Raw genomic sequence first — 25,837 nt, 5'->3', positions numbered from 1 at the left:
ATGAAAATCGAATTTTTTAGTCAAAATGAAAGGTTTACCTTTGATGTTCGCAGAAGCATTCTGCTTAGTGCGTATATGGCTCAGTGGGGCATGCCGGAATATCGGGTAATACTGTCTAAGACGGAGAGCAACGTCTATATTGAAATGTACCTCTTTCCTGATAGGGGAGGCGTTTCAAGATTTGTGACCATTGGCATGTCCAATACGTGTCACAAATCCGGGCAGCCTGTAGCTTCTGAATGGATGCTGGCTCTTCCTTCTGATTTGGGCGGAGAGAAGCAAGAGCGGATTTTTAATTACTTTGCCGATTTAATTGCTCACCATATCGAAAACGCTACCGACGCGTCTGTTCCACTCGTCATGAGCTCAAGTGCTTTAGCACCGGAGAACTGGAATGCGAAAGCTTTGTTGATCGACGAGCTGCGCGGCGAAAGCGACAGCTTGGAGGAGCTGACGGTCGGCAGTGAAGTTTTTCCACTCTTATGGGCAGTTCCAATTACCGAAAAAGAAGCGGCGATTATTTTGGAAAAAGGAATTGAGCATTTCGACGAAATCTTTGAAAAGTCAGATTATTCTATAATTGATCCTTGCCGTCCGTAATCTAGTCTTAGATAAGACAGGAAATGAAATGGATAATAACAGTTTAGAATAGAAGAGAGGAAGTTAGCATATGAGTCGTACTTTTGTAATGGTGAAACCGGATGGGGTTAAACGCGGTCTAATTGGCAATATCGTAGCAAAGTTTGAGGGAAAAGGGTTTGAGCTTGTGCAAGCCAAGCTGATGAATGTAGATGTTGCCCTTGCCAAGCAGCATTATGCAGAGCATGTAGAAAAACCATTTTTCGGCGAATTGGTGGATTTCATTACTTCCGGCAAGGTGTTTGCGATGATTCTGGAAGGGCCCGATGCGGTGCAGAATGCAAGAAACATCATTGGCAAAACCAATCCGAAGGAAGCCCAGCCCGGAACGATTCGCGGCGATTATGCGTTAACCGTAGAAAGCAACATTATACATGGATCAGACTCAGATGAAAGCGCGGCTCGCGAAATCAAATTATTTTTTCAATAAAATAGATCGGCAATAAGGAGGGTGAAGCATGAAGTTTTTTCTGGAAATATAGGAAAGTATATGATTTTTCCATCCTTTCTCTATATTTCTCGGAATGAAACGCGCCGCGCCGTCAGAGGACGGCGAAAGCCGTTTCACCTTGAAATATAGGAAAGGATATGATTTTCCCATTCTTTCTCTATATTTCTAGGAATGAAACGCGCTGCGCCGCCAAAGGACGGCGACAGCCGTTTCACCTTGATACAGCAAATGAAGAAGAAATTAAACGGATTACGAAGCTGGGCTTGGTGGATGGTGTAACGACGAATCCTTCGCTTATTGCAAAAGAAGGCCGCGATCATAAAGAAGTGATCCAGGAAATTTCCAGTCTCGTAAGCGGACCGGTCAGCGCCGAGGTGATTGGCACGAAAGCGGACGAAATGCTGGAGGAAGCTTTTCAAATTGCGGAATGGGCGCCTAACGTTGTGATCAAGCTTCCAATGACGGAGGATGGCTTGTATGCAACGAATGCGCTCGCGGCAAAAGGCATCAAGACGAATGTGACGCTCATTTTCTCGGCCGCTCAAGGCTTGATGGCTGCAAAAGCAGGCGCTACCTACATTAGTCCATTCGTAGGCCGTTTGGATGATATCGGTGTGGACGGACTGAACCTGATCTCGGATCTGAACACGATTATTAAAAATTATAATTTGTCCGCAGAAATCATCGTAGCCAGCATTCGCAACATTGGGCATTTGGAGCGCGCCGCTACGCTCGGCGCACATATCGCGACGATTCCAGGCTCGCTGCTGCCTTCGCTGTGGAAGCACCCGCTGACGGATATCGGCATTGAAAAGTTTCTCGCCGACTATCGAAGCTCGCAAGCAATATAAGCTGTTCGCTGTGTTATTTTATTGGTGAAAGCCGCCGGTCATGGTTCATGATCTGGCGGCTTTTCTTTTGCTGAGAGCCCGCTCCCTAAGGTATGATAGAAGCAGATGGACGAGATACGCTTGGAAGCTGAGGAATAGAGAAAAAGGGGAAAACGAGGAGGCTATTGGGGATGGAGATCAGAGCACTGGAAGCCAAACATTTTGAAGAAAGATTGAAGCTGTCCGAGTATGCTTTTCAATTTAAACTTGCACCGAGCCAGCAGGAGCAGGATGAGCAAAAATTCCGCCCGGAGCAGGAGCTTGGCGCATTCGATGAGCACGGGCAGCTGCTTTCGGCGCTTACTTTGCTGCCGCTTGAAATTTGGGTGCAGGGCAAGCCATTTGCTATGGGCGGGCTCGCGGGAGTTGCGACATGGCCGGAGGCGAGAAGGCTCGGCTGTGTAAGCGAGTTATTGAAACGGTCGCTTGAACTAATGAAGGGCGCAGGACAGACGGTAAGCATGCTGCATCCGTTTGCTTTTGCCTTCTATCGGAAATTCGGCTGGGAGATGACGGTGGAGCGCAAGGCGTATACGATTGCAGCGGGCCAGCTTCCTCTGCGGAAAGCGACAAGCGGCCGAATCGAACGGCTGGCAGAGGCGGATAGTGCGCTGCTGGATCAGGTGTACGCCAAGTTTGCATCGCGGTATACGGGAACGCTTGTTAGAACGTCCGAGTGGTGGTCTCAGCGGGTACTCAGCAAGCCCGGCCATGCAGCCGTATATTATAATGCAGACGATGAGGCAGCTGGATATGTGAGCTATCAAATCGAAAATCGTAAAATGACGATTCACGAGTTAGCTGTACCAACAGAGGAAGCTCGCACTGCCATTTGGACCTTCATTAGCAACCACGACTCGATGCTGGATGAAGTTAGCGTGACGGTGGCAAGCGATGATCCATTGCCATTTCTGCTCCCAGACCCGAGAATCAAGCAGGAGCTGCAGTCTTATTTTATGACGCGGATTGTGGATGCGGAAGCTTTCGTGAGCCAGTATCCTTTCGCTGCTGGCGAGCAGGGAGAGGCATTGGAGCTTGTGATTACAGATACGCACGCCGAGTGGAACAACGGCCTATTCCAGTTAGCATTCGACGCAGATGGGACGGCACGTTTGACGAAAGCTGCTGAAGAACAGTCGGGCAGTAAGCAAGCGCAGGCTGCACCTCAGCTGGCCCTAGATATCCAAACTCTGTCAGCGCTGCTCCTTGGAGGCCGTAAAGCCTCCTGGCTTGCGGAAGCGGGACGGATAACGGGGGATTCGGCTGCAGTTGGGCTGTTAGAACGTCGAATTCCGCAGCATAAGACGTTTTTGATGGACTTTTTTTGATCGGGTTGCAGCATTTGCAATAGTTAGGCCAGCAAGCAGGGTATGGGACGCTATTCGTTCCCATGCCCTGCTTTGTTATGCGAGTGGTGATCGGATCGGAAGCCAATCTTTTCATGTAGTGGAGCCTCTTATTCATCATGCTTCATGCCATCTACCTACTTTGGCCGAAGCCATTAGCCTCAGGACCTTCTATCTAGTTTTGTATACATATTGTATCGAATTTTGTCTATAAATCTACCTCACCATACTTTGGGCATTTGCTCGTCTCTCCTTCAGGAATAAATGCGTAATTTCCGCATATAAGTTAGTTTAATTTATGAAAAAGGCCCGTTTTTCCTAGATAATACGGAGTTTTTCAGTGAAAACGTTATCTTTGTTCGGATTGCGCTTTCAGTTACGTTCTGACGCATTTTTATGAAAATATGTGAAAAAACTATTGACATGATACGTATTGTATCGTAAAGTTAGGGTTGTAAAAATACATAATGTATCAGGCAACAGGCGGAAGACGCTTTGAAAAAAAGGCACTAAAAGCCTCCGTATTTGTCAGATCAAAAAAGAATAGCAGAGCGAAAGGGTGGATGAGTGACGTCATTATGTCAGCTACTGAGAAGGCTCGACTCTAAGAGACAAGTTTCAGCTTTTTCGAGATAGACACAGAAATACGGATAGCCTGTGGAGGGATAAAAGTGGAGTTGAAACAATATATGAAAATCATCCGGAAAAAAATAGGGCTGGTTGCGGTCATTGTTCTTATCGCCTGTCTGGCAGCAGCGGTAAAAAGCTTCTTTTTTACTACCCCTATCTATCAATCTCATGCCAGGCTGCTCGTCAATCAAACCGCCCTGCCTGACGGCCAATTGTCCCCAAGCGTAGGTACGCTGCAAACGAATATTATGATGATTAACTCGTACAAGGTCATTATAAAATCAGAGACGATACTCAGTCTGGTGACGCAGCGTTATCCCGAGCTGAACATTACACCTGCACAGCTAGCTGGGCGCATATCCGTCTCCTCGGCCGAAAATTCACAGGTCATGGATTTGCTAATTCGAGATCAATCGTATATACGGGCCGCGCAAATGGTCAATGCGGTATCTACTGTCTTCAAGGAACAAATTCCCCTCATTATGAAGGTCGACAACGTTACAGTCCTGGATAAGGCAAATGAAAATGCCGCTGCGTATCCCATTAACAACAATCCCATTTTCGTCATTCTGGTCAGCTTTATTGCAGCGCTTATGCTGGCGATTGGACTTGTGTTTCTGATTGAGTATTTGGATGACACGTTTAAGATGGAGTCCGAGGTTGAAGCGGTGCTGGGTATACCCGTCATTGCCTCCGTACCGAAGATGACGAAGGAAGATGTCCGTCCTTCCCGCAAACGTGTATTGAATAACCAAGGGGTAGGTGAAGGGCAGCATGCGACGATTAACCAGTGAGACGAATTTAGTAGCGTTAACGAATCCCAATTCTCCCATTTCGGAAGTTTACCGAACGCTTCGAACCAACATTCAATATGCCGAAATCGATACGCCCAAGCAAATTTTAATGATCGCTTCCTCGCAGCCGGATGAAGGCAAAACGACGACGATCACCAATCTGGCGGTCACGATTGCTCAAGAGGAACGCAAGGTGCTGCTGGTTGATGCCGATATGCGAAAGCCGTCGCTGCATCAGGTGTTCGACAAGCCGAATCGCATCGGCCTCAGCAGTGTCATCTCTAATCAATTTTCGTGGCAGGAGGCGGTCATGGATACGATGGTCGAGCATTTATCGGTCATTACATCCGGCCCGATCCCCCCGAATCCTTCTGAGATGCTTGGCTCCAATAAGATGAAGGCGCTCGTGCAGGAATGGAAAAATCACTATGACGTTATTTTATTCGATACCCCGCCGGTTTTGGCTGTAACCGATGCCCTTATCGTAAGCGCGTTTTGCGATGGCGTCGTGCTGGTTGTGCTGGCAGGCAAGGTGAAGAAGGAAATGGTCAAAAAGATGAAGGCGAATCTCGATCGCGTCCAGGCGCAAATTGTCGGAGTCGTCATGAATAAAATCAATCCGAAGGACAGCGAGGATATTCAGCTGCAATATTATGAAACAGTTAGATCTTAAGCTGTATGCCATAGCTTGATTTTCAAAAAGGAAGCGAATTACGGAGCTGTCTAGCTCAGGTCATGCCTATAACACCTTTATCAGGGTAGGCACTCGGTCACGCTGTGGGTTAAGCGACCTTAGACATTATTGTCAAGGGTGTGATGTGAGGAAGGGTTAAATGCCCTGTTAAAAATAATAGTTATTGCCTTTTGCTGCAGGCAAGAGGCAATAACTAGCATTTTTAACTTCTAAGAATCGCATTCATAGATAAAGAATAAATAGGATAGGGTGATGGACGATGAAGAAGGTCAAAAAAGCAATTATACCTGCAGCAGGGCTCGGAACACGTTTCCTGCCAGCGACTAAAGCAATGCCGAAGGAAATGCTGCCTATTGTGGATAAGCCAACGATCCAGTATATCGTCGAAGAAGCGGTGGCATCAGGCATTGAAGACATCATTATTGTAACGGGCAAGGGCAAGCGGGCCATTGAAGACCATTTTGACCATGCCTTCGAGCTGGAGAACAACTTGTTCAGCAAAGGCAAGTTCGACCTGCTGGATGAAGTCAGGCGCTCCTCCAATGTAGATATCCATTATATCCGGCAAAAGGAAGCGAAGGGACTTGGCCACGCCGTATGGTGCGCGCGTAATTTTATCGGCAATGAGCCGTTTGCGGTACTGCTTGGAGATGATATTGTCCAGGCGGAAGTTCCTTGCGTTAAGCAGCTGATTGAGCAATATGAAAAGACGCAAAAATCGGTTATTGGCGTCCAGACGGTGGCGGATGATCAGACGGATCGTTACGGCATCGTAGACATTTTAGAAAAATTTGATCGGCTCTATGAGGTGAACCATTTCGTGGAAAAGCCGGCGAAAGGCCAGGCGCCATCGAATTTGGCCATTATGGGGCGATACATATTAACCCCTGAAATATTTGGCTTTCTGGAAAAGCAGGAAGAGGGCGTCAGCGGCGAAATCCAGCTCACCGACGCTATTCAGAAGCTGAATGAGCATCAGGGCGTATTTGCTTATGATTTCGAAGGCATTCGGTACGATGTGGGCGAAAAGCTCGGCTTTATCAAAACGACGCTCGATTTCGCCTTGCAAAATCAAGAGCTTCGCGGCCAGCTGCTATCCGTCCTTGAGGACATTTTGGTTAGAGAGCAGCTGATTAAAGCAAACTAGCGCAGCACACTTGCTGTTTTTCCAAATATAGAGAAAGTATATGATTTCGTCATACTTTCTCTATATTTCTCGGACTGAAACGCCGCGCGCCGCCAGAGGACGGCGACAGCCGTTTCACCTTGGAGTATTGAAATCGTTATTCTACTATTTAATTGAGGTGATTGCGAATGCCCCCATCCCCGCAGCGCAATGATGCCAGGGCCGTATTGGAAGGCGGTTTTAATGCAAGCTATGAAAAAAGAAAGTCGCTACGCCTCTATTTAATGGCAAAGCGGGCAGTGGATATTATCGGGGCAGCTACAGGCATTATGATATTATCGCCGGTTCTTATTCTCGTGGCTGTTCTCATCAAGCTGGAGGACCCGCGCGGCAAAATCTTCTTTTACCAGACGAGGGTTGGACGTAATGAGCGGACGTTTAAAATGTACAAATTCCGCTCCATGGTTTCCAATGCCGAAGACATGCTGGAGGATTTGCTTAGCAAAAATGAAGTAGAGGGCGCCATGTTCAAAATGAAGGAAGACCCGCGCATTACAAAAATCGGCCGTTTCATACGGAAAACGAGCATTGATGAGCTGCCGCAGTTTTGGAACGTGCTGCGCGGCGATATGTCGCTCGTTGGTCCCCGTCCACCGCTGCCGCGGGAGGTTGAAAGCTACAGCAGCTACGACAAGCTGCGCCTGCGCGTAACGCCTGGCTGCACGGGACTATGGCAGGTGAGCGGCCGCAATGAACTGAATTTTCATGAAATGGTGGAGCTTGACCTCCAATATATTAAGCAAAGAAGCATTATTTTCGATATTAAAATTATTTTGCTGACCGTTAAGGTGATGTTCGGATCGAAGGATGCATATTAGGGGCGGTGCGTCGAAAGCTTTATTTTTAAAAGAATGATGAAAAAGATGCTTCGCTGCGTAAAAGGTTTGGTTTTCGATCGCTGTTGCTCCTTATTTTTCAGATTAAATTTTCAGTGGTTAAAATAAGTAGCAAAGGCGAACGCTATCGCTTCTCAAATCCAAACCTTTTACTCCACTACGTCTTTTTCAACCTTCTTTTTAATGATAAAAGGCTTTAAAAGCACAGCCTGTTAAAAAGGGAGAGGAATAAAGAGATGGAACTAGGAGCTAAAATTTATGTGGCGGGCCACCGTGGGCTTGTGGGATCGGCAATCGTCAGAGCGCTTCACGAGCAAGGCTATCAAAATCTCATCTACCGAACAAGCGCGGAGCTGGATTTGCGCAAAAAGGATGATGTGCTCGCTTTTTTCCAGCAGGAGGCTTTCGATTATGTGTTTCTCGCTGCGGCTAAAGTGGGCGGCATCGTTGCGAACAATGATTACCCAGCCGACTTTATCCGCGATAATTTGCTTATTCAAACGAATGTCATAGATGCCGCTTATCAGACGCGTGTAGGCAAGCTGTTATTCCTCGGCTCAACCTGCATTTATCCCAAATTTGCTCCGCAGCCGCTGAAAGAGGAATATTTGCTGACAGGCGAGCTGGAGCCGACGAACGCTCCGTATGCGATTGCTAAAATCGCTGGCATTCAAATGTGCCAATCGTATAACCGGCAATACGGTACAACCTACATTTCAGCAATGCCAACCAACCTCTACGGGCCCAACGACAACTTCGATCTAAAAACTTCTCATGTATTGCCCGCACTTATTCGTAAATTTCATGAAGCTAAGCAATCTGGTCAGCCTTCGGTAGAAGTATGGGGCTCCGGCAATCCGAAGCGCGAGTTTCTTCATTCCGATGATTTGGCGGATGCCTGCATCTACTTAATGCGGCACTATGAAGGCAATGACATCGTCAATATTGGCGTCGGTGAAGATATTTCGATTAAAGAGCTTGCAGAGCTTATCGGTTCTATCGTGGGGTATGAAGGGGAAATTACATTCAACACCTCCGTTGCTGACGGAACGCCGCGCAAGCTGGTTGATGTGTCGAAGCTGAACAGGCTCGGCTGGAAATCCAGCATTACGCTGGAAGAAGGTCTGCGCTCGGTATATGCGGCCTATCAGAAGGAAGCTTTAGTAAACCACTAAAATTTAAAAATTAGACACATGTGATGAATTGTCGTAGCGGAGTGAAAAGGGTCTGCTGGAGAAACGGAGTGTTCGTTTTTGTCCTTGAATTTCTACCGTTTGATGGTAGATTCAGAGAAATTCAAGGGCAATGGCGATCGGAAGCAGGTCCTTTTCACGCAGCGCAGACCGTTTCCCATCACAGTATACAATAATCCCTTTGGAGGAATGAAAATGAAGAGAGCGCTAGTAACAGGTGTAACGGGGCAGGACGGATCGTATTTGGCAGAATTTTTGCTGGAAAAAGGCTATAAGGTGTATGGCATGAGAAGAAGAACAAGCACGCCAAACTATGAAAATGTCGCTCACATTAAAAATCAAATCGAGTGGATTTCCGGCGATTTGACGGATCTCGCTTCCTTGATCGAAGCGGTACGCATCTCTGATCCGGATGAGGTATATAATTTGGCGGCTCAATCGTTCGTAGCAGCTTCCTGGCCACAGCCGCTGGCAACCGCGCAGCTGACGGCGCTTGCCGTCACCAATATGCTGGAAGCCGTTCGCATCGTTAAGCCGGAAGCGCGTTTCTATCAAGCATCCAGCAGCGAAATGTATGGAAAAGTGCAGGAGACGCCGCAAAAGGAAACGACACCTTTTTATCCGCGCAGTCCATATGGCGTAGCCAAAGTATACGGCCACTGGATTACGGTCAACTACCGCGAAAGCTTCAATATGTTCGCTTGCTCGGGCATTTTGTTCAACCATGAATCGCCTCGGCGCGGCCTTGAGTTCGTAACGCGCAAAGTAACGGACGCGGTTGCCCGCATTAAGCTCGGTGTGCAAAATGAGCTGCGCATGGGCAATCTGGATGCGCTGCGCGATTGGGGCTTCGCAGGCGATTATATTAAAGCGATGTGGCTGATGCTCCAGCAGGATGAAGCGGATGATTTCGTCATTTCGACGGGTGAAATGCACACGGTTCGCGAGCTGCTGGAGGTTGCGTTCTCCTATGTAGGGCTTGATTACAGCAACTATGTGGTCATCGATCCTGAATTTGTGCGTCCGGCAGAAGTGGATTTGCTGCTGGGTGATTGCACGAAAGCGAAAGAGAAGCTCGGCTGGAAGCTGGAGGTTGGTTTCCAGCAGTTGATTCATATGATGGTGGATGAGGATTTGAAACGGGTTAGAGCAGAAACAGCCTACAACAACAGCTTAATTGGGGCGGCAGGAGCAGGCGTTTAATAAAAAGCAGAACAGGGTGGCAGAGCAAATCTGCCGCTCTTTATTTTTGAAGAAAGCTGGAGTGAGCGATGATTAAAATTAAACCGGTAATCGAGCATGAAGGCAATTGCCGGCACTGTGGCGTTGTTCTAGACAATGAACGAGTGCTGTGGCAGGGCATTCATGTATGCGTTGAAGCGTGCTGTCCGTCCTGCGGCGGCGAATACGTAGAGGATTTGAAAGTCGGTCATGCGACGACCTATCCTTATTTAATTGACCGGGCGTCGTACACGCTTAGCGGCCATGAGGCGTCCAAAGGCTGGCTCGGCAATCCGCTGCTGCATAGCCTCCAGCATCCAACTGCTGATGAACAGGTCAGGCTTGAGGTAGAGATAAGAGAGGCTTGCCGCGAAGTGGTCATCATTAACTGCATCGACTTTCTTTACGGTCATTCCCTGCTCAAGCTGCTGAACGCTGAACGTGAGCGCACCGAAAATCCGGAAGTTGGCATTGTCGTCCTCGTCCAGTCGTTTATGAAATGGATGGTACCGGATTATGCGGCGGAGGTGTGGACGGTCAATGTGCCGCTCTCCAAGGCGCAGCGGTTCTATCCACAGCTGGATGAGCAAATTTCAGCGCAATGCGAGCGTTTTGAGCAGGTTTTCGTCAGCAGAGCGTATTCGCATCCGAGCCGGTTCAATATTGAGCAGTTTACGAAAATGCGTCCATTCCAGATGGAGGAGTCCCAGCCTGGGCCGACGCGGATTACATTTATTTGGCGTGAGGATCGGGTGTGGCTCGATAATCCTTATTTGATTAAAGCAGCGAAGCGCTATAAGCTGCTGCGCATGCTGCTTAAGCCGATTATTTGGTCGCAGCGCAACAAAATCGTCAAGCTTTTTAGCAAGATTAGAAAGCAGGAGAAGGACGTCAAGTTCAGCGTAGTCGGCCTCGGCCGCTCCTTCGCTTTCCCAGATTGGATTGATGATTGCCGTGTGAGCAAATTTAATCTGGAAGCAGAGCTGAAGGCTTGCGAGATTTACGCATCCAGCGCGGTCATTGTCGGGGTGCATGGTTCCAATATGCTGCTGCCCTCCGCGCTTGGCGGCATGGTTGTTAATTTAATGCCAGCGGACAAATGGGGCAATTTCGCCCAGGATATTTTGTTCACGGAAGAGGATAACCGCATTTCGGCGTATATGTACCGTTTTCTGCCATTGGAGACGAAAATCAAGGTACTGGGCAAAATCATTTCCAGCCAAATTTCCGGCTTCGCACATTATCACGATCAAATGAAGGAAGACATTATGATGAGTAGGAATGGGTAGGCTTATGGGCAAAATAAAGCAAATCTTGCAAGCGAAGGACCACCCGTTCTGGGTCATTCTCCAGCAGTTCGTGACGAAGGTGCTGACGGGCGTCAAGTTTCTCATTATCGCCCGCATGCTCGGCCCAGCCGAGATGGGTCTGGTCAGTATTGCGCTCGTAAGCCTTTCGATTATTGAGCTGCTTACGCAGCTTGGCGTCATGGAAGGCATCATTCAGAGGAAAGAAGACTTGAACAATGAGCAGAAAAATGCGCTTTGGACGATGATGCTGGCGAGAGGCATAGGCATCAGCCTCGTACTGCTCGTTACCGCTCCTTATATTGCGCAGCTGTTCGGCGAGGGGCGGGCAACGTCCTTGCTTCTGCTGGCAGCGGGCGTTCCGCTCGCAACCAATGCGGTCAGCATTAAATGGTATGAGCGAATGCGCCATAAGGATTTTCGCTCTACGGGCATTTTGCAGCTGATTACGATTATGCTCGATTTAAGCTTATCCGTAATGCTCGTCGTTGTACTGAATTCGCCAATCGGCGTCATTGCCGGCCAGCTTATCGCCCAGCTGTTCCGCTGCACGGCATCCTTCGTATGGTTCAAGGATAAGCCGAAGCTGAGCCGCGATATGGGCAGCATCGCCGATATTCGCAAATATGGCAAATGGATTTGGGCGAACAGCATTTCGACACTTGTGCTTTATCAATTGGATAAGGTCATTGCCTCCCGCTTTCTGGGAACGACGATGCTCGGACTGTATCAGACGTCGCAGAAGCTCAGCCAAATGAGCATCAGCGATGCGTCTTATGCGCTCGGGCAATATTTTTTCCCGGTGCTTTCCAAGCTTAATCGGGAGGATCATAGCCAGCTGAAGGTGCAGTTTATGCAAATGCTGCTGCTTATCCTTTCTTTTTCGGCTGTAACGTCTGCGTATTTTTATTTGAATGTGGAATGGCTCGTTGAGCTGCTGCTTGGTAAGGAGTGGCTGGATATTGCTCCGCTTCTAGGGCTTATGCTTGTAACAGCCAGCCTTGCAGGCGTCATGAATGTCGCCGTTGTTCTGCTTCGCGCAGTAGGCAAGCCGAGAATCGTCACCTTAACCTCATACGTACAGCTGGTCATTTATGTGCCGCTCGCCATAGTTGGCGTCATTTATTTTCAAGTATATGGACTAATCGCCGCAAGTCTGATTGGCACGCTGGTCACGACGCTTGTGCTGCTAGTATATTCCTTTATGACGTTGAAAGTGGCGCCGCGCAAGCAAGACTTCAAAAAAACCATTTTCCCTATTGCTGTGCTGCTTGTTTTCTACGCATTGCATGTATGGGCGGGGGGAATTGGCCTTTTAATTGCTTCAACGCTTATTTATGCTGCGCTTGTAATTACGATAGCCAAAAGTCTCAAAGGCGCTGAACCGGAGAAAAAACAGCTTGCTTTAGGCGCTTAAGCTTCTACTTTGACTTCTTCTTCGAGGATTCATATTAACTCAAACAATAGAGGTGCGCTTATGCAAAACAGCCTGATTAAAAGCGCCGGCAGCTTCAATATCGCCATCTTCCTGATTGCACTTCTGCCCGTCACCAACATTATTAAAGGCGGGTCGGGGACAGTCTCACCCGTTATGGATATTACGCTGCTAAGCTACATTGCGCTGTATATCATTTGTTTTTTTAAGGTCGTGTTCCATCATACACCTATCCATTTTGTGAAAAGCGACTTTATTACGTTGTTCTGGAGCGCGGTAGTCCTCATAAGCGTGCTGTATTCGGAATACACCGTGTTTGCAATTGGCAAAATGTCGCGATTTATTTTGTTTAGTGTCGGGCTGATGCTCATCTCCCGAATTGTGATGCAGACGAAGGAAGATATCGACAAGCTGCTGACCTATATTTTGTACAGCTGGTTCGGGGTTGAGTTGTATATCATCATTGACTTCGTGCTGTCGGGTGCGCCTCTCGGACGTTATGCCTTCTTTAATGTGCATCCGCTGCCGATGGCGATGACGGGGGTTGTCGTGCTGCTGCTTGCTTTTATTCAGCTCTTGCAGCAAAAAATAAACAGCCTGCTGGCGATTATTATTATTTCTGCGAGCTTGATGTGCATCATAATAAGTGCTTCACGTGGGCCGCTTGTGGCGCTGCTGCTTACGCTCGTTATGCTGCTGCCGCTAATCTTACGCAAACTAAAGCTCAAGCTGCTCGTTACGCTGAGTTTTTCGGTTGTGCTGCTGTCGCAGCTGCCTTTCGTTAAAAACCAATTTGATTATTTCTACGATCGCCTGATGAATTCAGCTGGAGATGATGACCGGTCGGGGATGAGGCGTTATTTTATCCAAGACCTGTATATGGATTCTTTTTACGATAATCCACTGCTGGGGGCGGGCATTAACGGCGTTACGCCTGTTGTGTCCTCTCACAATATATTTATTGATGTGCTTGGTGAAAATGGGGGTGTGCTGTTCCTCATTTTGGTAGTGATGGTCGCGCTGTTTATTATTGATTTTATTAAGACGATTTGGGTAGCGGCCGATTATACGAAAATTATTTTGGTCTCGCTATTGATGCTGAATTTATGGAGCTTGCAATTCAGCTGGAGTTACACGGAAAATAAATATTTTTTCGTTTTTTTAGCAGCGTATTTTACCTATAGCAGAATTGTGAAGTCTACAAGAAAAAGTGCAGGCTTATGTGCTGCACCAGATCAACAGTCAGCTCTAGCGTTGCCAACAAGTTCGAATAATAGTTTGAACAAGAATCTAGGCTTGAACAGAAATTTGGGCCTAAACCTGCGTGCCATAAATCCAGCTGTACTTCAGGAAAAGGGAGATTGATATGAACAAGGTACTGCTTCTAACCAATACAATTGCGCCATATCGCATACCCGTATTAAATAAGCTGCACCGTGATGACAATACGAGCCTGACGGTCTGGTATTTGGAGGAGAAGGAGCAGAATCGCAAGTGGAATATTGATTATGGCGAAATCGAATATGCGTACAAATGTTTGCCGGGCGTCCATGCTTTTATTCAAAAGCTGGATATGGGTGTTCATCTTAATCCCGGCATTTTTCTGCGGCTGATGAAGCATAATCCCGATGTCGTCATCACCTCCGGCTACGATTCGCCTGGCTATTGGTCTGCGTTGTTTTACAGCAAGCTGTTCCGGAAGAAATTCATCGTCTGGTGGGGCAGCACGCTGGAAAGCAGCCGGGTACAGAATAAACTGGTGAACACGGTGCGCAGAGTGTTTTTCAAGCTAACGGATTCCTTTATTACATACGGTACACAGTCAGCGGAATGCCTGGAGTATTATGGCGTCAGCAAGGATAAAATCGTTATTGGCTACAATACGGTGGACATTCGATTTTTCCATAAAAAATATACCGAGCATAAGCAGAGCAAGCTGCGCAGCGATGAGGGGCCGATCAAGCTGCTTTTCATCGGACAGTTGATTGAACGCAAAGGGCTCGCGCAAATTATTGACGCCATCCAGCAAACGCATAGCGATGCGGCCTGGCAGCTGACCATTGTCGGCTCGGGCCCGGATGAGCAGAAGCTTAAGGCACGTGTGGAGCAGTATGGGCTGGCGGAGCAGATCAGCTTCGAAGGCTATAAGCAGAAGGATGAACTGATTGGGTATTTGATAGAAGCAGATTGCCTGATTTTTCCTTCCCTAATCGAGGTGTGGGGGCTTGTCGTCAACGAGGCGTTAAGCACGAATACGTTTGTGCTGGCGTCCAAATACGCGGGAGCAACGAAGGACATTATCGTCGATAGGCAAAATGGTCTCATTATTGATCCGCTTGATCCACAAAACTTAAAGGAATCGATGGACTGGGTGTTTGCGAACAAACGGTATATTCAGTCGAGCTGGAAGCTGAAGTTTGGGCTGTGGCGCAAAATGCACCCGAATTATTATGCCAGAGCGGTATCATCAGCCGTAAACCGGGCTTTGTCAACGGAGGGATAGCAAGTGGAAAATATTCTTTATATTCAGCCGTATGCAAGCCATGTTGGCGGTGTGGATACGGTGCTGCTGCAGCTGGTTCAAGGTCTGGATCAGGCGAAATACAAGCCTTATGTGGTGCTGCCGGAATGGAGCCCTTATGTAGAAAAATATGAGGCGAGCGGAGCAACGGTACTGTTCGCAGCCCTTGCCGTCTTCGGCAAGCCGACCGATGCGCTTTATTATTTTCGCAATACGGTTAAATTGGTCAAATCCATGCGGGCACTGCGAAAAATCGTCAAGCAATATCAAATTAAGCTGATTCATTCGCATAAAATGGAAGTCATTGGCGGCAATATTGTCGGTAAAATGCTCGGTATTCCGACGCTGCAAACCGTTCATGAGCTGCCAAGAAAGCCGCTGATCGCCTATAAATTTGTCGGCTATCTGGACCATCTGTTCAATGACCGCATTATCGTCTTATGCGAACGCAGCAAAATCATGTTTCAGTGGGGCGGCCATACGTCAAAGAAGCTGATCAAAATACATAATGGCATTGAGGTGGCCGCGTCTCCCACGCCTAGTGAAGCAGCTCGCAGCTCGCTGCGCCAAGAGCTGAATTTGGCCGACAGCGATCGCATAGTCATTACGGTGGCAAGGCTGTCGCCGATGAAAGGCATTGAATATTTGCTCAAGGCTGCGCACTTGATGAAGAGGAAAAAAGCCGAGCAAAACCTGCATTTTGTCATCGTAGGCGATGTCGCTTTCGATACGGATCAGGAATACAAGCAAGGCTTGCTGGCGATGGCTCGGCAATACAAGCTGGACAATGTCCATTTCCTCGGCATGCGAAGGGATGTTGCCGATTTGCTGCAGCAGGCGGATTTGTTCGTGCTGCCGTCGGTCTATGATATTTTTCCGACGGTGCTGCTGGAAGCGATGGCGGCTTCGCTGCCGATAGTAGCGACCGATGTTGGCGGCGTGCCAGAAATGCTGAATGGGGCAAACGGCCTGCTCGTCCCGCCGCAGGATGAGCTTGCGCTTCAAAAGGCGATAACGAGCATTTTTGAACAAAATTACAAGCTGATGGGGGAAGAAGGTTATTCGCTGCTCCAGCAATCCTTCACCCGGGAGCAATATGTGAAACGAACGACAGCGGTTTATGAGGAGTTGTTGAACATCGGATGAAAAATCTCATTCGCTTGGACCAGTATGAGCAGGCTGGCTATTCAAGGGGCAGAAGCGGCGCTTATGTTCTGTTATGGTGGCTCATTCAAGGCACGCTGTTCCGGTTCTCCCTGCACAATATGTATGCGTGGCGAAGCTTTCTGCTTCGTCTGTTTGGCGCGAATATCGGCAAAGACGTATTAATTCGATCAACGGCGAAGTTCACGTATCCTTGGAAGGTCAGCATTGGCGATTTTTCCTGGATCGGTGATCATGTCCAGTTTTATAGCTTGGATGAAATTGAAGTGGGCAGCCACTGCGTCATTTCCCAAAATGCTTATTTATGCACAGGCAGTCATAAAATCAATGATCCAGCTTTTTCGCTGGAGGTTCGGCCGATTGTTATTAAAGATGGTGCTTGGGTAGCGAGTGATGTATTCGTTTATCCCGGCGTCATCCTGCATGAAATGGCCGTTGCGGCAGCAAGAAGCACGGTGCTGAAAAGCATCCCGGCCAATGAAATTCACGCCGGTTATCCGGCGCAATATTTAAGAGAGCGATTCGCGAAAGAGGTCATGGCATGAAGCCTAATATCGTATTCGTAATAAATTATTTTTATCCAGATTTCGCTTCTACTGGGCAGCTGCTGACGGAGCTTTGCTTATATTTGCAGGATGATTTCAACATTACGGTCATCGCGGCACAGTCCGAGCAGGGCGAGAAGGAAGCGGAAGCATCGGGTGACAAACGGCGGGTCGTTTATGACCAATTAGAGGGCATTCAAATTATTCGCATTCGTCTGCCTAAGGTAGATAAGCGGAACAAGCTAAGTAGGCTGCGTTATATCGCATCCTACTTTTTTCATGCCAATATCCAGTTGTTGAAGCAGAAAAAGGTTCATTTTATTTATACGATATCGCAGCCGCCGATTTTGGGCGGATTGATCGGAACCATTGGCAAGACGCTTAAGCGCTCCAAGCATATTTACAACATTCAGGATTTCAACCCTGAGCAGGCAGCCGCCGCAGGCTATATGAACAATAAAGCGGTGCTCGGGCTGGCGCGCTGGGTCGACACCCTGAACTGCAAATACGCCGATCATATCATTACGGTTGGCTATGACATGCAGGATACCCTTCTTAAACGTTTTGCCAGCCGGAGGGTAACGGACAATACGGTCATTAACAACTGGACGAATGAAGAGGAAATTATTCCGCTGTCCAAGGAGCATCCGCAGGTTCAAGCGTTTCTTCGCGAGCATGATTGGCAGGATAAATTCATTATTATGTATTCCGGCAATTTAGGTCTTTATTATGACTTGGAAAAGCTGGTGGAGCTTGCGAGCCAGTTCCGCGATTACCCGGATGTGATTTTCGCCTTCATCGGCGAAGGCGCTGTGAAGAAGCAGATGCAGGATTATGTGCAGCGGGAGGGGCTTGCGAACGTAGCCTTTTTACCTTTTCAGCCGAAGGAGCAGCTTAGGTATTCGCTTAATGCGGCAGATGTGCACCTCGTCGTGAATCAGAAGGGCATCAAGGGCGTATCGGTTCCAAGCAAAATTTATGGCGTCATGGCAGCCGGCAAGCCGGTTCTAGGTGTATTGGAGCAGGGCAGCGAAGCGTACCGGATTATTGAAGAGAGCGGCTGCGGCATCGTGGCTGAGCCTGGGCAGTATGCGGAAATTGCGCGAAAGCTAAATGCGATGATTGAGCTTGGCGCAGCGGAGCTGGAAGAGCTGGGCCTTAGTGGCCGGGATTATTTGGAGGCGCATTTGCGCAAGGAAATATCGCTTAATAAATACCGCAAGCTGCTGCTTTCAATATAAGAATGGGAGGAATCTATGATGAAGCTGGTATTATTGTCCGGAGGCTCAGGCAAACGTCTATGGCCGTTATCGAATGATGCGAGATCGAAGCAATTTCTGAAGGTGCTGGAAAATGAGAACCGGGAAATGGTTTCCATGGTGCAGCGTGTATGGGGGCAAATTAATGAAAATGGCTTGGGTGATTCCAGCTATATTGCAACGAGCCAGGCCCAGATCGAAATGATGCAGACTCAAATCTCACCGGAGGTTCCGCTCATTATTGAGCCGGATCGGCGGGATACGTTCGCGGCCATATCGCTTGCCGCCACTTATTTATATTCTCATGCCGGGGTAGGACTAGATGAAGCAGTGGCAATTTTGCCCGTTGATCCTTATGTGGAAAGCCATTTTTTTGAAGCGGTAAAGCAGCTGGAGGAGGTTCTGAACCGCTCCGATGCCGAGATTGCGCTCATTGGCGTGAAGCCAACTTACCCATCATCCAAATACGGCTATATTATACCGGAAAAGGCTGCATCAGCAGGGGCGGTTACGGCGATGTCAAGTATGACAGTCAGCGAATATGTTGCGGTCAGCCACTTCCGGGAAAAACCGACCGAGGAAATCGCCGAGCGGCTTATTGCAGACAATGCCTACTGGAATTGCGGCGTGTTTGCCTTCAAGCTGGGTTATGTGATTGAGCTGCTGGCGAGCAGAGGGCTGCCGATTCAATATGAGGAGCTTTCAAAGCAATACCAGCTGCTTCCGAAAATCAGTTTTGATTACGAGGTAGTCGAGAAGGCATCAAGCATCGTCGTTTTGCCTTATGAAGGATGCTGGAAAGACCTTGGCACGTGGAATACGCTGACCGAAGAAATGCAGAACAAACAAATAGGCAGAGGCATCATTAGCGAGGATTGCATTAATACGCATCTCATTAATGAGATCGACATCCCCGTCTCTATTCTCGGCTTGTCGAATGTTGTAGTCGCGGTAAGCCCCGACGGCATATTGGTGACGGATAAAAGCGCGAGCCCGCGCATTAAAGATTTTATCAGCTCCGACCAGGGGCCGATGTATATCGAGCGCCAATGGGGCTGGATCAGAGTGCTTGACGATCGCACCTATGAGGATGGACGCTGCGTTTCCACTAAGCGCGTAGGCATTCAGCTCGGCAAAAACCTCAGCTACCGCCTGCATTCGGCGCGCGAGGAAGTGTGGACTATCGTCAAAGGCAGCGGGGAGTTTATTCAAAATGGCAATTTCATGCGCGTCGGAGCGGGCAATGTGCTGCATATTCCGATGAAGATGCTACACAGCATCCGTGCATTGACGGAGCTTGAAATTATTGTCGTGCAAAGCGGCATGGCCGAGGAGCGCAATCAGGTTGTGGAAATTTATCATACCTGGGACGAAGTGTCCGAGCATTGCATTAAGGTATAACCATGCTTGGCGCTCGTGGCACGAACGGCCGTTTAACAACGATTGGATATTATATTTCAGATTATGGCTATGGCCATGCAACGCGCAGCATTGCGCTTATTCGAACGCTGCTGCTTTATTCGCCGCGGCGTTATCGGCTTATGATCTGCTCGGGCAAAACGCTTCCCTTTATTCAGGCTTCATTAGCGGAATACAGCGCTGAATATAGCCCGGAACGGATAGAGTTCCGCGGCTGTTCATCGGATCTTGGCTATGTGCTCGGCGGAGGATCAGGCTCGGTAGAGCTTGATCAGGAAAGGTTTAGGCTTGGTTACGAGCAATATATGGCGGCATTTTCAGCTGAAGTAAGGCGGGAAGCTGATTTTATCATGAGTGAGCAGCTGGATATGGTCATTTCGGATATTTCTCCGATTCCGATTGCTGCAGCCGCGATCGCGGGAGTGAAATCGGTGGGCATATCCAACTTCACCTGGCATACCGCCTATGGGGCTTTTCTGCAGCAGGAGCAGTTGGCTCCGCTGCATCAGGCGTACGAACAACTGGATTATTTCATTCCGCTGGCTGGATCGGATTTAGGGGAACGGAAATGGACAACGGGAAGCGGGCCGGAGACAGGCTTTTATTGCCGAACGCCGCAAGCTGCTGAGGTGCAGCGGATCGTGCGGGAGTTGAATCCGGACGGCAGCAAAACGATCGTTTATTTTGCTCTAGGCATGGGAATAGAGACAGAAGCGCTAGACTCGCTTTCGCTGTGGAAGGATCACTCCTGTGTATTTATCGTATCGGAAAATATGCAGATTTACGGGCCGAATATTGTCCGAATTCCTCAAGGCTACACCGAATCGCAAAATTATGCGGCGGCGGCGGATCTCATCATTTCGAAGCCGGGCTGGGGTGTAGTTGGGGAGGCAGTCACGCTCGGCAAACCTTTGATTGTGCTGGTCAGGACATCCATGACGGAGGATCGGAATACGATTCAAGCATTGCAGGGCAAGCATCCGCATATGCTGGTAACTTGGCAGGCTCTAAGAGAGCTGAACGTACAGCAAAGCTTCCCGCAGCTTGCGATGGAAGGATGGAGTCGGGGCGTTTCTATCGCCATGAATGAGCGGCGTAAATACCAGATTGTCCAATGGATTGAGCATGTGGCTAATGAAACGAACGCCATTCGTACTTCAGTTTAGCATTTAGCGTTAATGATAAAGGCTTTGTACAGGGATGTTAGCGGCAAAGTGTAAATGTAAAAGTATATAAAGCAGCAGCCTGCGATCAGGCGTCTGGGCTGCATGTGGAGAGGAGTGGGCAGCATGAAGCTGGCTGTAATTGGAACGGGTTATGTGGGGTTGGTATCTGGCGTATGCTTCTCGGAGCTGGGCAACGATGTCATCTGCGTTGACCACCTGAAGGAGAAGGTTGCCTTGCTGAATAAAGGGGAGGTGCCGATTTATGAGCCGGGCTTGAAAGAGCTTATAGCGAGCAATAAATCGGAGGGGCGCTTGCAATTTACAACGGATTTGCCAGAAGCGGTGAGGCAATCCGACATTATTATTATTGCGGTAGGGACGCCATCGCTCCCAAGCGGCAAAGCGAATTTGAGCTATATTGAGCAGGCTGCCCGCGAAATCGGATTGGCAATGAATGGCTTTAAAATTATTGCTACGAAAAGCACGGTGCCAGTCGGCACCAATGAGCACATTCAAACGATTATAGCCAGCCAGACGGCTTTTCCGTTCGAGGTCGCTTCCGTACCAGAATTTCTCCGGGAAGGCACGGCGGTTCAAGATACGCTTCACCCCGACCGCATTGTTATTGGCACATCAGGGGAGACGGCTCGCAAGTATTTAACGGAGCTGCATAGGCCGCTCACCGAGCACATCATGAGCACCGATATTCGCAGCGCCGAAATGATTAAATATGCATCCAACGCTTTCCTTGCAGCCAAAATTTCCTTCATTAATGAAATAGCCAACATTTGCGAAAAGGTAGGCGCCGATGTCACCGAAGTAGCGGAAGGAATGGGCTACGATCACCGAATCGGTTCATCTTTCTTGAAAGCGGGAATAGGTTATGGGGGCTCCTGCTTCCCGAAGGATACGCAGGCACTTATTCAAATTGCTGGACAAATGGATTATGATTTCAAGCTGCTTAAATCGGTCGTAGATGTGAATCGCGACCAGCGCTTTAACGTCATTCGCAAGCTGGAAGCTTCGCTTGGGGATTTGGCGGGCCGGACCGTTGCGATTTGGGGGCTGGCCTTCAAGCCGGAAACGGATGATGTACGCGATGCACCAGCCTTTGAAATTATTGATGCATTAGTAAAGCGAGGCGCAAATGTCAAAGCCTACGATCCGATAGCGACAGCTAATTTTCGCCAGCAATTTGGCGAATCGGGCGTTGTATACTGTGCAGACGCGGAGGAAGCGGCGATTCAGGCGGATGCGCTGTGCATTTTGACCGAATGGAAGGAATTCCGCGATATTAAACCGCTTAGTATCCAATCCTGGCTGAGAACGCCTAATCTCATTGATGGGCGCAACATTTATAGTGAGCATGAACTAGCCAATACACAGCTCATTTATTATTCGGTGGGACGTCCTAATATGAACCATGGAGTAAAAGAACAAAAACCATTATTGTCGTTGTGAAAAATCGTGCAGCATAGGAAAAAAATGAATAATTCTTTTGAAAAAAATGATACAAAATGTATCTTTATATGCTATAATAAATACAGTTAGTATCAAAAAGGAAAGGGGTACCGCATGAGCGCAATCGCCGCTATTTATCAGAAGGATTCCAAAGCTCCCGTTTCTATAGAAGCGGGGTTGCGCCTGATGCAAGCCTTGCAAAAATATCCAGCGGATGCCGTCGATACTTGGCATGACGGATGCGTTTTCCTAGGCTGCCATGCCCAATGGATTACGCCAGAATCGGTCGGACAGCCGCAGCCCTTTTACGCAGCTGAGCTGGGACTAACGATTACGGCTGACGCCATGATCGATAATCGTCCATTTCTGTGGGAGCAGCTGCTCATCGATCGCGAGCGGCGAGCCAGCATGCCGGATAGCGAGCTGATTATGCTGGCCTATGCCAAATGGGGAGAGGAAGCGCCGCGTTTTTTAATAGGTGACTATGCTTTCATCATTTGGGATCAGCGCAAATCCGAGCTGTTCGGTGCGACCGATCTGTTCGGCAGCCGTACGCTGTATGTCCACTCTGATGCTCAGCAAAGCTCCTTTTGCACAACCATTGCCCCCTTGCTTGCCGCGCATCATGTGGAGAAAAAACTGAATGAAAGCTGGCTCGCCGATTATTTGGCGATTGCTATTGTTCATGAGTCGAGCGACCTGTTCGCAACGCCCTATGAGCATATTCGTCAGGTGCCGCCGGGGCATGCTTTTCGCATAAAGGACGGACAGCTCGATTTTTGGCAGCACAGCAAGGTCGAGCCTCCAGAGCAACTGCGGCTAAAGAGGCGCGAGGAGTATACGGAAGCTTTCCAGGAGGTTTTTCAGGAAGCGGTCAATGTACGGATGAGGACGTTTCGGAAGGTAGGGGCAACGCTTAGCGGCGGGCTTGATTCCGGCTCGGTCGTCAGCTTCGCGGCAAAATCGCTGCAGGCGCAGCAAAAGCAGCTGCATACCTTCAGTTATGTGCCAGAGCCAAATTTTCAGGATTGGACGTCCAGGCGGCATATGGCGGATGAACGTCCCTTTATAAAGAAAACTGTAGAGTTTGTCGGCAATATTGCCGATCAATATTTGGATTTGCAGGGCCGCAGCCCGCTGTCGGAAGCGGATGAATGGCTGGAAATGCTGGAGATCCCCTTTAAATTTGCAGAAAATTCATTTTGGATTAAAGGGGTTTACGAGCAGTCGCAGCAGCAGGGAATGGGCATTCTGCTTACGGGAGCAATGGGAAACCATTCGATCTCGTGGGGGCCTGCCATCGATTATTATTCGTTGCTCCTCAAGCGGCTGCAATGGCTGCGGCTGTACCGGGAAGTGACGATGTTTGGCAAGCGCAAGGCAGTAGGGCGAAAACGGCTTATGTATTATGTTGGGAAAAACGCCTATCCGAAGCTGTTTCCTCGGGACCAGGATCATGGTCAGCAGGAGATGCCGCTCATGATCAATCCGGCTTTTGCCAAGCGGATGAACGTCTTTGCCAGATTGAAGGAGCGGCAGGCAGGGGCTGGCAGCGTTTTTGAAAAAGATGCGATTAAAGCGCAGCCGGGGCCCTTTCAGGATATGGCGATGACCAATATGAGCGGTACGCAGCGCACCAAGCTATCGCTGAGCTATGCGCTGTGGGAACGAGACCCGACCAGCGATCCGCGGGTTGTGAAGTTTTGCTTGTCTGTTCCGATTGAGCAGTACGTTCATGATGGCTACGACCGTGCTTTAATCCGCGACTCAACGGCAAATTATTTGCCCGATCAAATACGGTTAAACCAGCGTGTGCGCGGCATTCAGGCAGCGGATTGGGTTCACCGAATGACGCCGGTTTGGTCTGCATTTGTAGAGGAACTGCGGAACTATTGCAAGGATCCGTATCTTGCGCAGTTTTTCAATGTAGAGCAGATGAGGGCTTCGCTGGAGCAGGTCGGCTTAGTACCAAAGCCGGAATACGCGGTTGATTTAAACAGCCGTTATTTATTGCATTGCTTGGTGGCCTGCCGATTTGTGCAGCAGTTTCATTTGAAAGGAGGTGAATAAGCATGGAAAAACAACAATGGCAAGCTCCGGTTCTCGAAACGCTGCAAGTGAGCGAGACGATGGCTGGCGTAGGTACACGTTACATTGATTTTGTAAAAGCGGGGGACTTTGACGTCACTGATGACCCAACTCCGTTCCCTATCGATCCAGGCACTTCCTTTTCCTAGAAATAAATCCATTATACTTATGCAGTAAAAGTGATCAACAAGGTCCTTATACAGCAAAGCATTATTGTACAAGGACTTTGTTGATTTTGTTATTTTCGATTGATGGCTTGAAGCAACGCGATTTTATTCATATAAGGGTGAACGCGATGATATTAACGGAGAAAAGAGCAATCTACGACGCTTTCGGCCTCCGCATCAGGAGTGAAATCGAGCTTCCTGAGCTGCTTGCGGCGGCAAATTCGGAAGCGCTTGCAGATGTTGAAATAGAGCTGGCTAAGCCAGAATTTACATGGCCGATTTTGGATCAAACGCAGGATCATTATGCTGTTCACGGCGCGAAATTGTTTTTTTATATTCACGAGGTCGCAAGCTTCTGTATTCAAGAGGGCAAATGGATTATTGTGGCGCCATGCGAAAGCATGGATGAGGGCCGGCTCCGGCTTTACCTGCTTGGAACATGCATAGGGGCGCTGCTCCTGCAGAGAAAACAGCTGCCGCTGCATGGGAGTGCTATAGCGATAGACGGCAAGGCCTATGCCTTCGTAGGAGACTCTGGGGCAGGCAAGTCGACGCTGGCCGCAGCCTTTATAGACCGCGGCTATCCCTTGCTTAGTGATGATGTAATTGCCTTAAAGGAACCGGAGGCTGGCGCGAATGATGCATCTATTGTCATGCCCTCCTATCCGCAGCAAAAGCTGTGGCAGCAAAGCGTCGAGCAGCTCGGAAGAACGAGTCAGCTTTACAAGCCGCTTGCCTATTCCGTATCCAAATTCGCTGTTCCGTTATCTGCCAGCTTCCTATCCTCTCCACTTCCACTCGCCGCCATATTTGAGCTTTCGCGCACAGAAGCAAATGCGGTATCGCTATCACAGCTGCATTCGCTAGCGAAGCTGCCTGTATTGCAGAACCACACCTTCCGCCATTTTCTAATTGCGCCTTTAAAGCTTCAAAATTGGCATTTTTCAGCTACTGTTCGACTTGCCGCAAGCGTACAGGCTTATCAATTGCAGCGTCCTGCAGAAGGAGCATTTTCCGCTTATGAAATGGTTGATCTAATACTAGCAGCTACTCAGAAAGGACGTGAGGCAAATGTCTAAACATGCTAGACCGCTTCTGCAGCCTGAACAGATTATTCAGCGGACAGAAGGTCATTTGGCTACTGATATGGATGGTGATAAAGTGCTGTTAAGCTTGTCTTCAGGCAAATATTACAACATGGGCAAGCTGGGAGGCATCATTTGGGAGCGGACGGCGTCACCCGTGACACGCCGGGACATTGTGACCCAGTTGCTCAAAGAGTATGAAGTGGAGCCAGCGGCATGCGACCAGCAGGTGGCAGACTTTTTACAGGACCTGTATGCGGAAGGGCTTCTCGAGCCTGTCTCAAATGCAGGAGTACGGGATGGCGGAGCAGGGGATACGGCAGGTTAGCGAATAGTTCAA

At 48.8% G+C, this 25,837-nt stretch carries 24 protein-coding genes; all 24 read left to right on the top strand.

Going from position 1 to position 25,837, the window contains the following annotated elements; translation table 11 throughout:
• The 24 genes from WH37_RS24695 (at position 1) to WH37_RS24585 (ending at position 25,825) form a co-directional block, all read left to right on the top strand.
• A complete protein-coding gene (locus tag WH37_RS24695) occupies positions 1-600 on the top strand; it encodes a suppressor of fused domain protein (protein WP_046233307.1) in 600 nt (199 codons plus the stop codon).
• A 70-nt stretch (positions 601-670) separates the two neighbouring features.
• Positions 671-1,069: a nucleoside-diphosphate kinase gene (gene ndk, locus WH37_RS24690; RefSeq protein ID WP_046233306.1), complete on the top strand. Its 399-nt coding sequence runs from the start codon at positions 671-673 to the stop codon at positions 1,067-1,069.
• 158 nt (positions 1,070-1,227) lie between these two features.
• Positions 1,228-1,941 (top strand): fructose-6-phosphate aldolase, encoded by a 714-nt coding sequence (fsa, locus tag WH37_RS24685; protein ID WP_082110992.1) that lies wholly within the window; start codon positions 1,228-1,230, stop codon positions 1,939-1,941.
• 170 nt (positions 1,942-2,111) lie between these two features.
• Positions 2,112-3,308: a GNAT family N-acetyltransferase gene (locus tag WH37_RS24680; RefSeq protein ID WP_046233305.1), complete on the top strand. Its 1,197-nt coding sequence runs from the start codon at positions 2,112-2,114 to the stop codon at positions 3,306-3,308.
• Between the two features lie 689 nt (positions 3,309-3,997).
• The gene (locus WH37_RS24675; protein WP_046233304.1) at positions 3,998-4,750 is read left to right on the top strand and encodes a YveK family protein; all 753 of its coding nucleotides are present in this window, start codon (positions 3,998-4,000) and stop codon (positions 4,748-4,750) included.
• Positions 4,731-5,423 carry a CpsD/CapB family tyrosine-protein kinase gene (locus WH37_RS24670; protein WP_046233303.1) on the top strand — a complete coding sequence of 231 codons (693 nt, stop codon included), beginning with the start codon at positions 4,731-4,733 and terminating at the stop codon, positions 5,421-5,423. The genes WH37_RS24675 and WH37_RS24670 overlap by 20 nt, the downstream gene beginning before the upstream one ends.
• Before the next feature lie 280 nt (positions 5,424-5,703).
• The gene (gene galU / locus WH37_RS24665; RefSeq protein WP_046233302.1) at positions 5,704-6,591 is read left to right on the top strand and encodes a UTP--glucose-1-phosphate uridylyltransferase GalU; all 888 of its coding nucleotides are present in this window, start codon (positions 5,704-5,706) and stop codon (positions 6,589-6,591) included.
• A gap of 167 nt (positions 6,592-6,758) precedes the next feature.
• Positions 6,759-7,448 (top strand): sugar transferase, encoded by a 690-nt coding sequence (locus WH37_RS24660; protein WP_082110991.1) that lies wholly within the window; start codon positions 6,759-6,761, stop codon positions 7,446-7,448.
• 254 nt (positions 7,449-7,702) lie between these two features.
• Positions 7,703-8,641 (top strand): GDP-L-fucose synthase family protein, encoded by a 939-nt coding sequence (locus WH37_RS24655; protein ID WP_046233301.1) that lies wholly within the window; start codon positions 7,703-7,705, stop codon positions 8,639-8,641.
• Positions 8,642-8,854: 213 nt separating this feature from the next.
• Complete coding sequence (gene gmd, locus WH37_RS24650) at positions 8,855-9,862, top strand: GDP-mannose 4,6-dehydratase (protein ID WP_046233378.1); 1,008 nt, start codon at positions 8,855-8,857, stop codon at positions 9,860-9,862.
• Positions 9,863-9,930: 68 nt separating this feature from the next.
• A complete protein-coding gene (locus tag WH37_RS24645) occupies positions 9,931-11,169 on the top strand; it encodes a hypothetical protein (protein WP_046233300.1) in 1,239 nt (412 codons plus the stop codon).
• Between the two features lie 4 nt (positions 11,170-11,173).
• A complete protein-coding gene (locus WH37_RS24640; RefSeq protein ID WP_052737188.1) occupies positions 11,174-12,604 on the top strand; it encodes an oligosaccharide flippase family protein in 1,431 nt (476 codons plus the stop codon).
• A gap of 60 nt (positions 12,605-12,664) precedes the next feature.
• The gene (locus WH37_RS24635; protein WP_046233299.1) at positions 12,665-13,987 is read left to right on the top strand and encodes an O-antigen ligase family protein; all 1,323 of its coding nucleotides are present in this window, start codon (positions 12,665-12,667) and stop codon (positions 13,985-13,987) included.
• A gap of 1 nt (position 13,988) precedes the next feature.
• Positions 13,989-15,125 carry a glycosyltransferase family 4 protein gene (locus tag WH37_RS24630; protein WP_046233298.1) on the top strand — a complete coding sequence of 379 codons (1,137 nt, stop codon included), beginning with the start codon at positions 13,989-13,991 and terminating at the stop codon, positions 15,123-15,125.
• Between the two features lie 3 nt (positions 15,126-15,128).
• A complete protein-coding gene (locus tag WH37_RS24625) occupies positions 15,129-16,289 on the top strand; it encodes a glycosyltransferase family 4 protein (RefSeq protein WP_046233297.1) in 1,161 nt (386 codons plus the stop codon).
• Complete coding sequence (locus WH37_RS24620) at positions 16,286-16,852, top strand: putative colanic acid biosynthesis acetyltransferase (protein ID WP_046233296.1); 567 nt, start codon at positions 16,286-16,288, stop codon at positions 16,850-16,852. The genes WH37_RS24625 and WH37_RS24620 overlap by 4 nt, the downstream gene beginning before the upstream one ends.
• Positions 16,849-18,093, top strand: coding sequence for a glycosyltransferase family 4 protein (locus tag WH37_RS24615; RefSeq protein WP_046233295.1), 1,245 nt, complete (start codon positions 16,849-16,851; stop codon positions 18,091-18,093). The genes WH37_RS24620 and WH37_RS24615 overlap by 4 nt, the downstream gene beginning before the upstream one ends.
• 18 nt (positions 18,094-18,111) lie before the next feature.
• The gene (locus WH37_RS24610) at positions 18,112-19,512 is read left to right on the top strand and encodes a sugar phosphate nucleotidyltransferase (protein ID WP_046233294.1); all 1,401 of its coding nucleotides are present in this window, start codon (positions 18,112-18,114) and stop codon (positions 19,510-19,512) included.
• Positions 19,513-19,514: 2 nt separating this feature from the next.
• Positions 19,515-20,696, top strand: a complete 1,182-nt coding sequence (locus WH37_RS24605) for a glycosyltransferase (protein WP_046233293.1) — start codon at positions 19,515-19,517, stop codon at positions 20,694-20,696.
• Positions 20,697-20,819: 123 nt separating this feature from the next.
• Complete coding sequence (locus tag WH37_RS24600) at positions 20,820-22,157, top strand: UDP-glucose dehydrogenase family protein (protein WP_046233292.1); 1,338 nt, start codon at positions 20,820-20,822, stop codon at positions 22,155-22,157.
• 114 nt (positions 22,158-22,271) lie between these two features.
• A complete protein-coding gene (locus WH37_RS24595) occupies positions 22,272-24,227 on the top strand; it encodes an asparagine synthase-related protein (protein WP_046233291.1) in 1,956 nt (651 codons plus the stop codon).
• 2 nt (positions 24,228-24,229) lie between these two features.
• Entirely contained in the window at positions 24,230-24,394 is a 165-nt protein-coding gene (locus WH37_RS35720; RefSeq protein ID WP_143088617.1) for a paeninodin family lasso peptide, read from the top strand.
• Positions 24,395-24,540: 146 nt separating this feature from the next.
• The gene (locus WH37_RS24590; protein WP_046233376.1) at positions 24,541-25,491 is read left to right on the top strand and encodes a phosphoenolpyruvate carboxykinase (ATP); all 951 of its coding nucleotides are present in this window, start codon (positions 24,541-24,543) and stop codon (positions 25,489-25,491) included.
• The gene (locus WH37_RS24585; protein WP_046233290.1) at positions 25,484-25,825 is read left to right on the top strand and encodes a lasso peptide biosynthesis PqqD family chaperone; all 342 of its coding nucleotides are present in this window, start codon (positions 25,484-25,486) and stop codon (positions 25,823-25,825) included. The genes WH37_RS24590 and WH37_RS24585 overlap by 8 nt, the downstream gene beginning before the upstream one ends.
• The last annotated feature ends 12 nt before the right edge of the window (positions 25,826-25,837 follow it).

The sequence above is a fragment of the Paenibacillus algorifonticola genome (genome assembly GCF_000971975.1).
In the GTDB taxonomy this organism is placed as follows: domain Bacteria; phylum Bacillota; class Bacilli; order Paenibacillales; family Paenibacillaceae; genus Pristimantibacillus; species Pristimantibacillus algorifonticola.
Note: the sequence above shows the minus strand (reverse complement) of the source record. Positions and strands in the feature narration are given on the sequence as shown.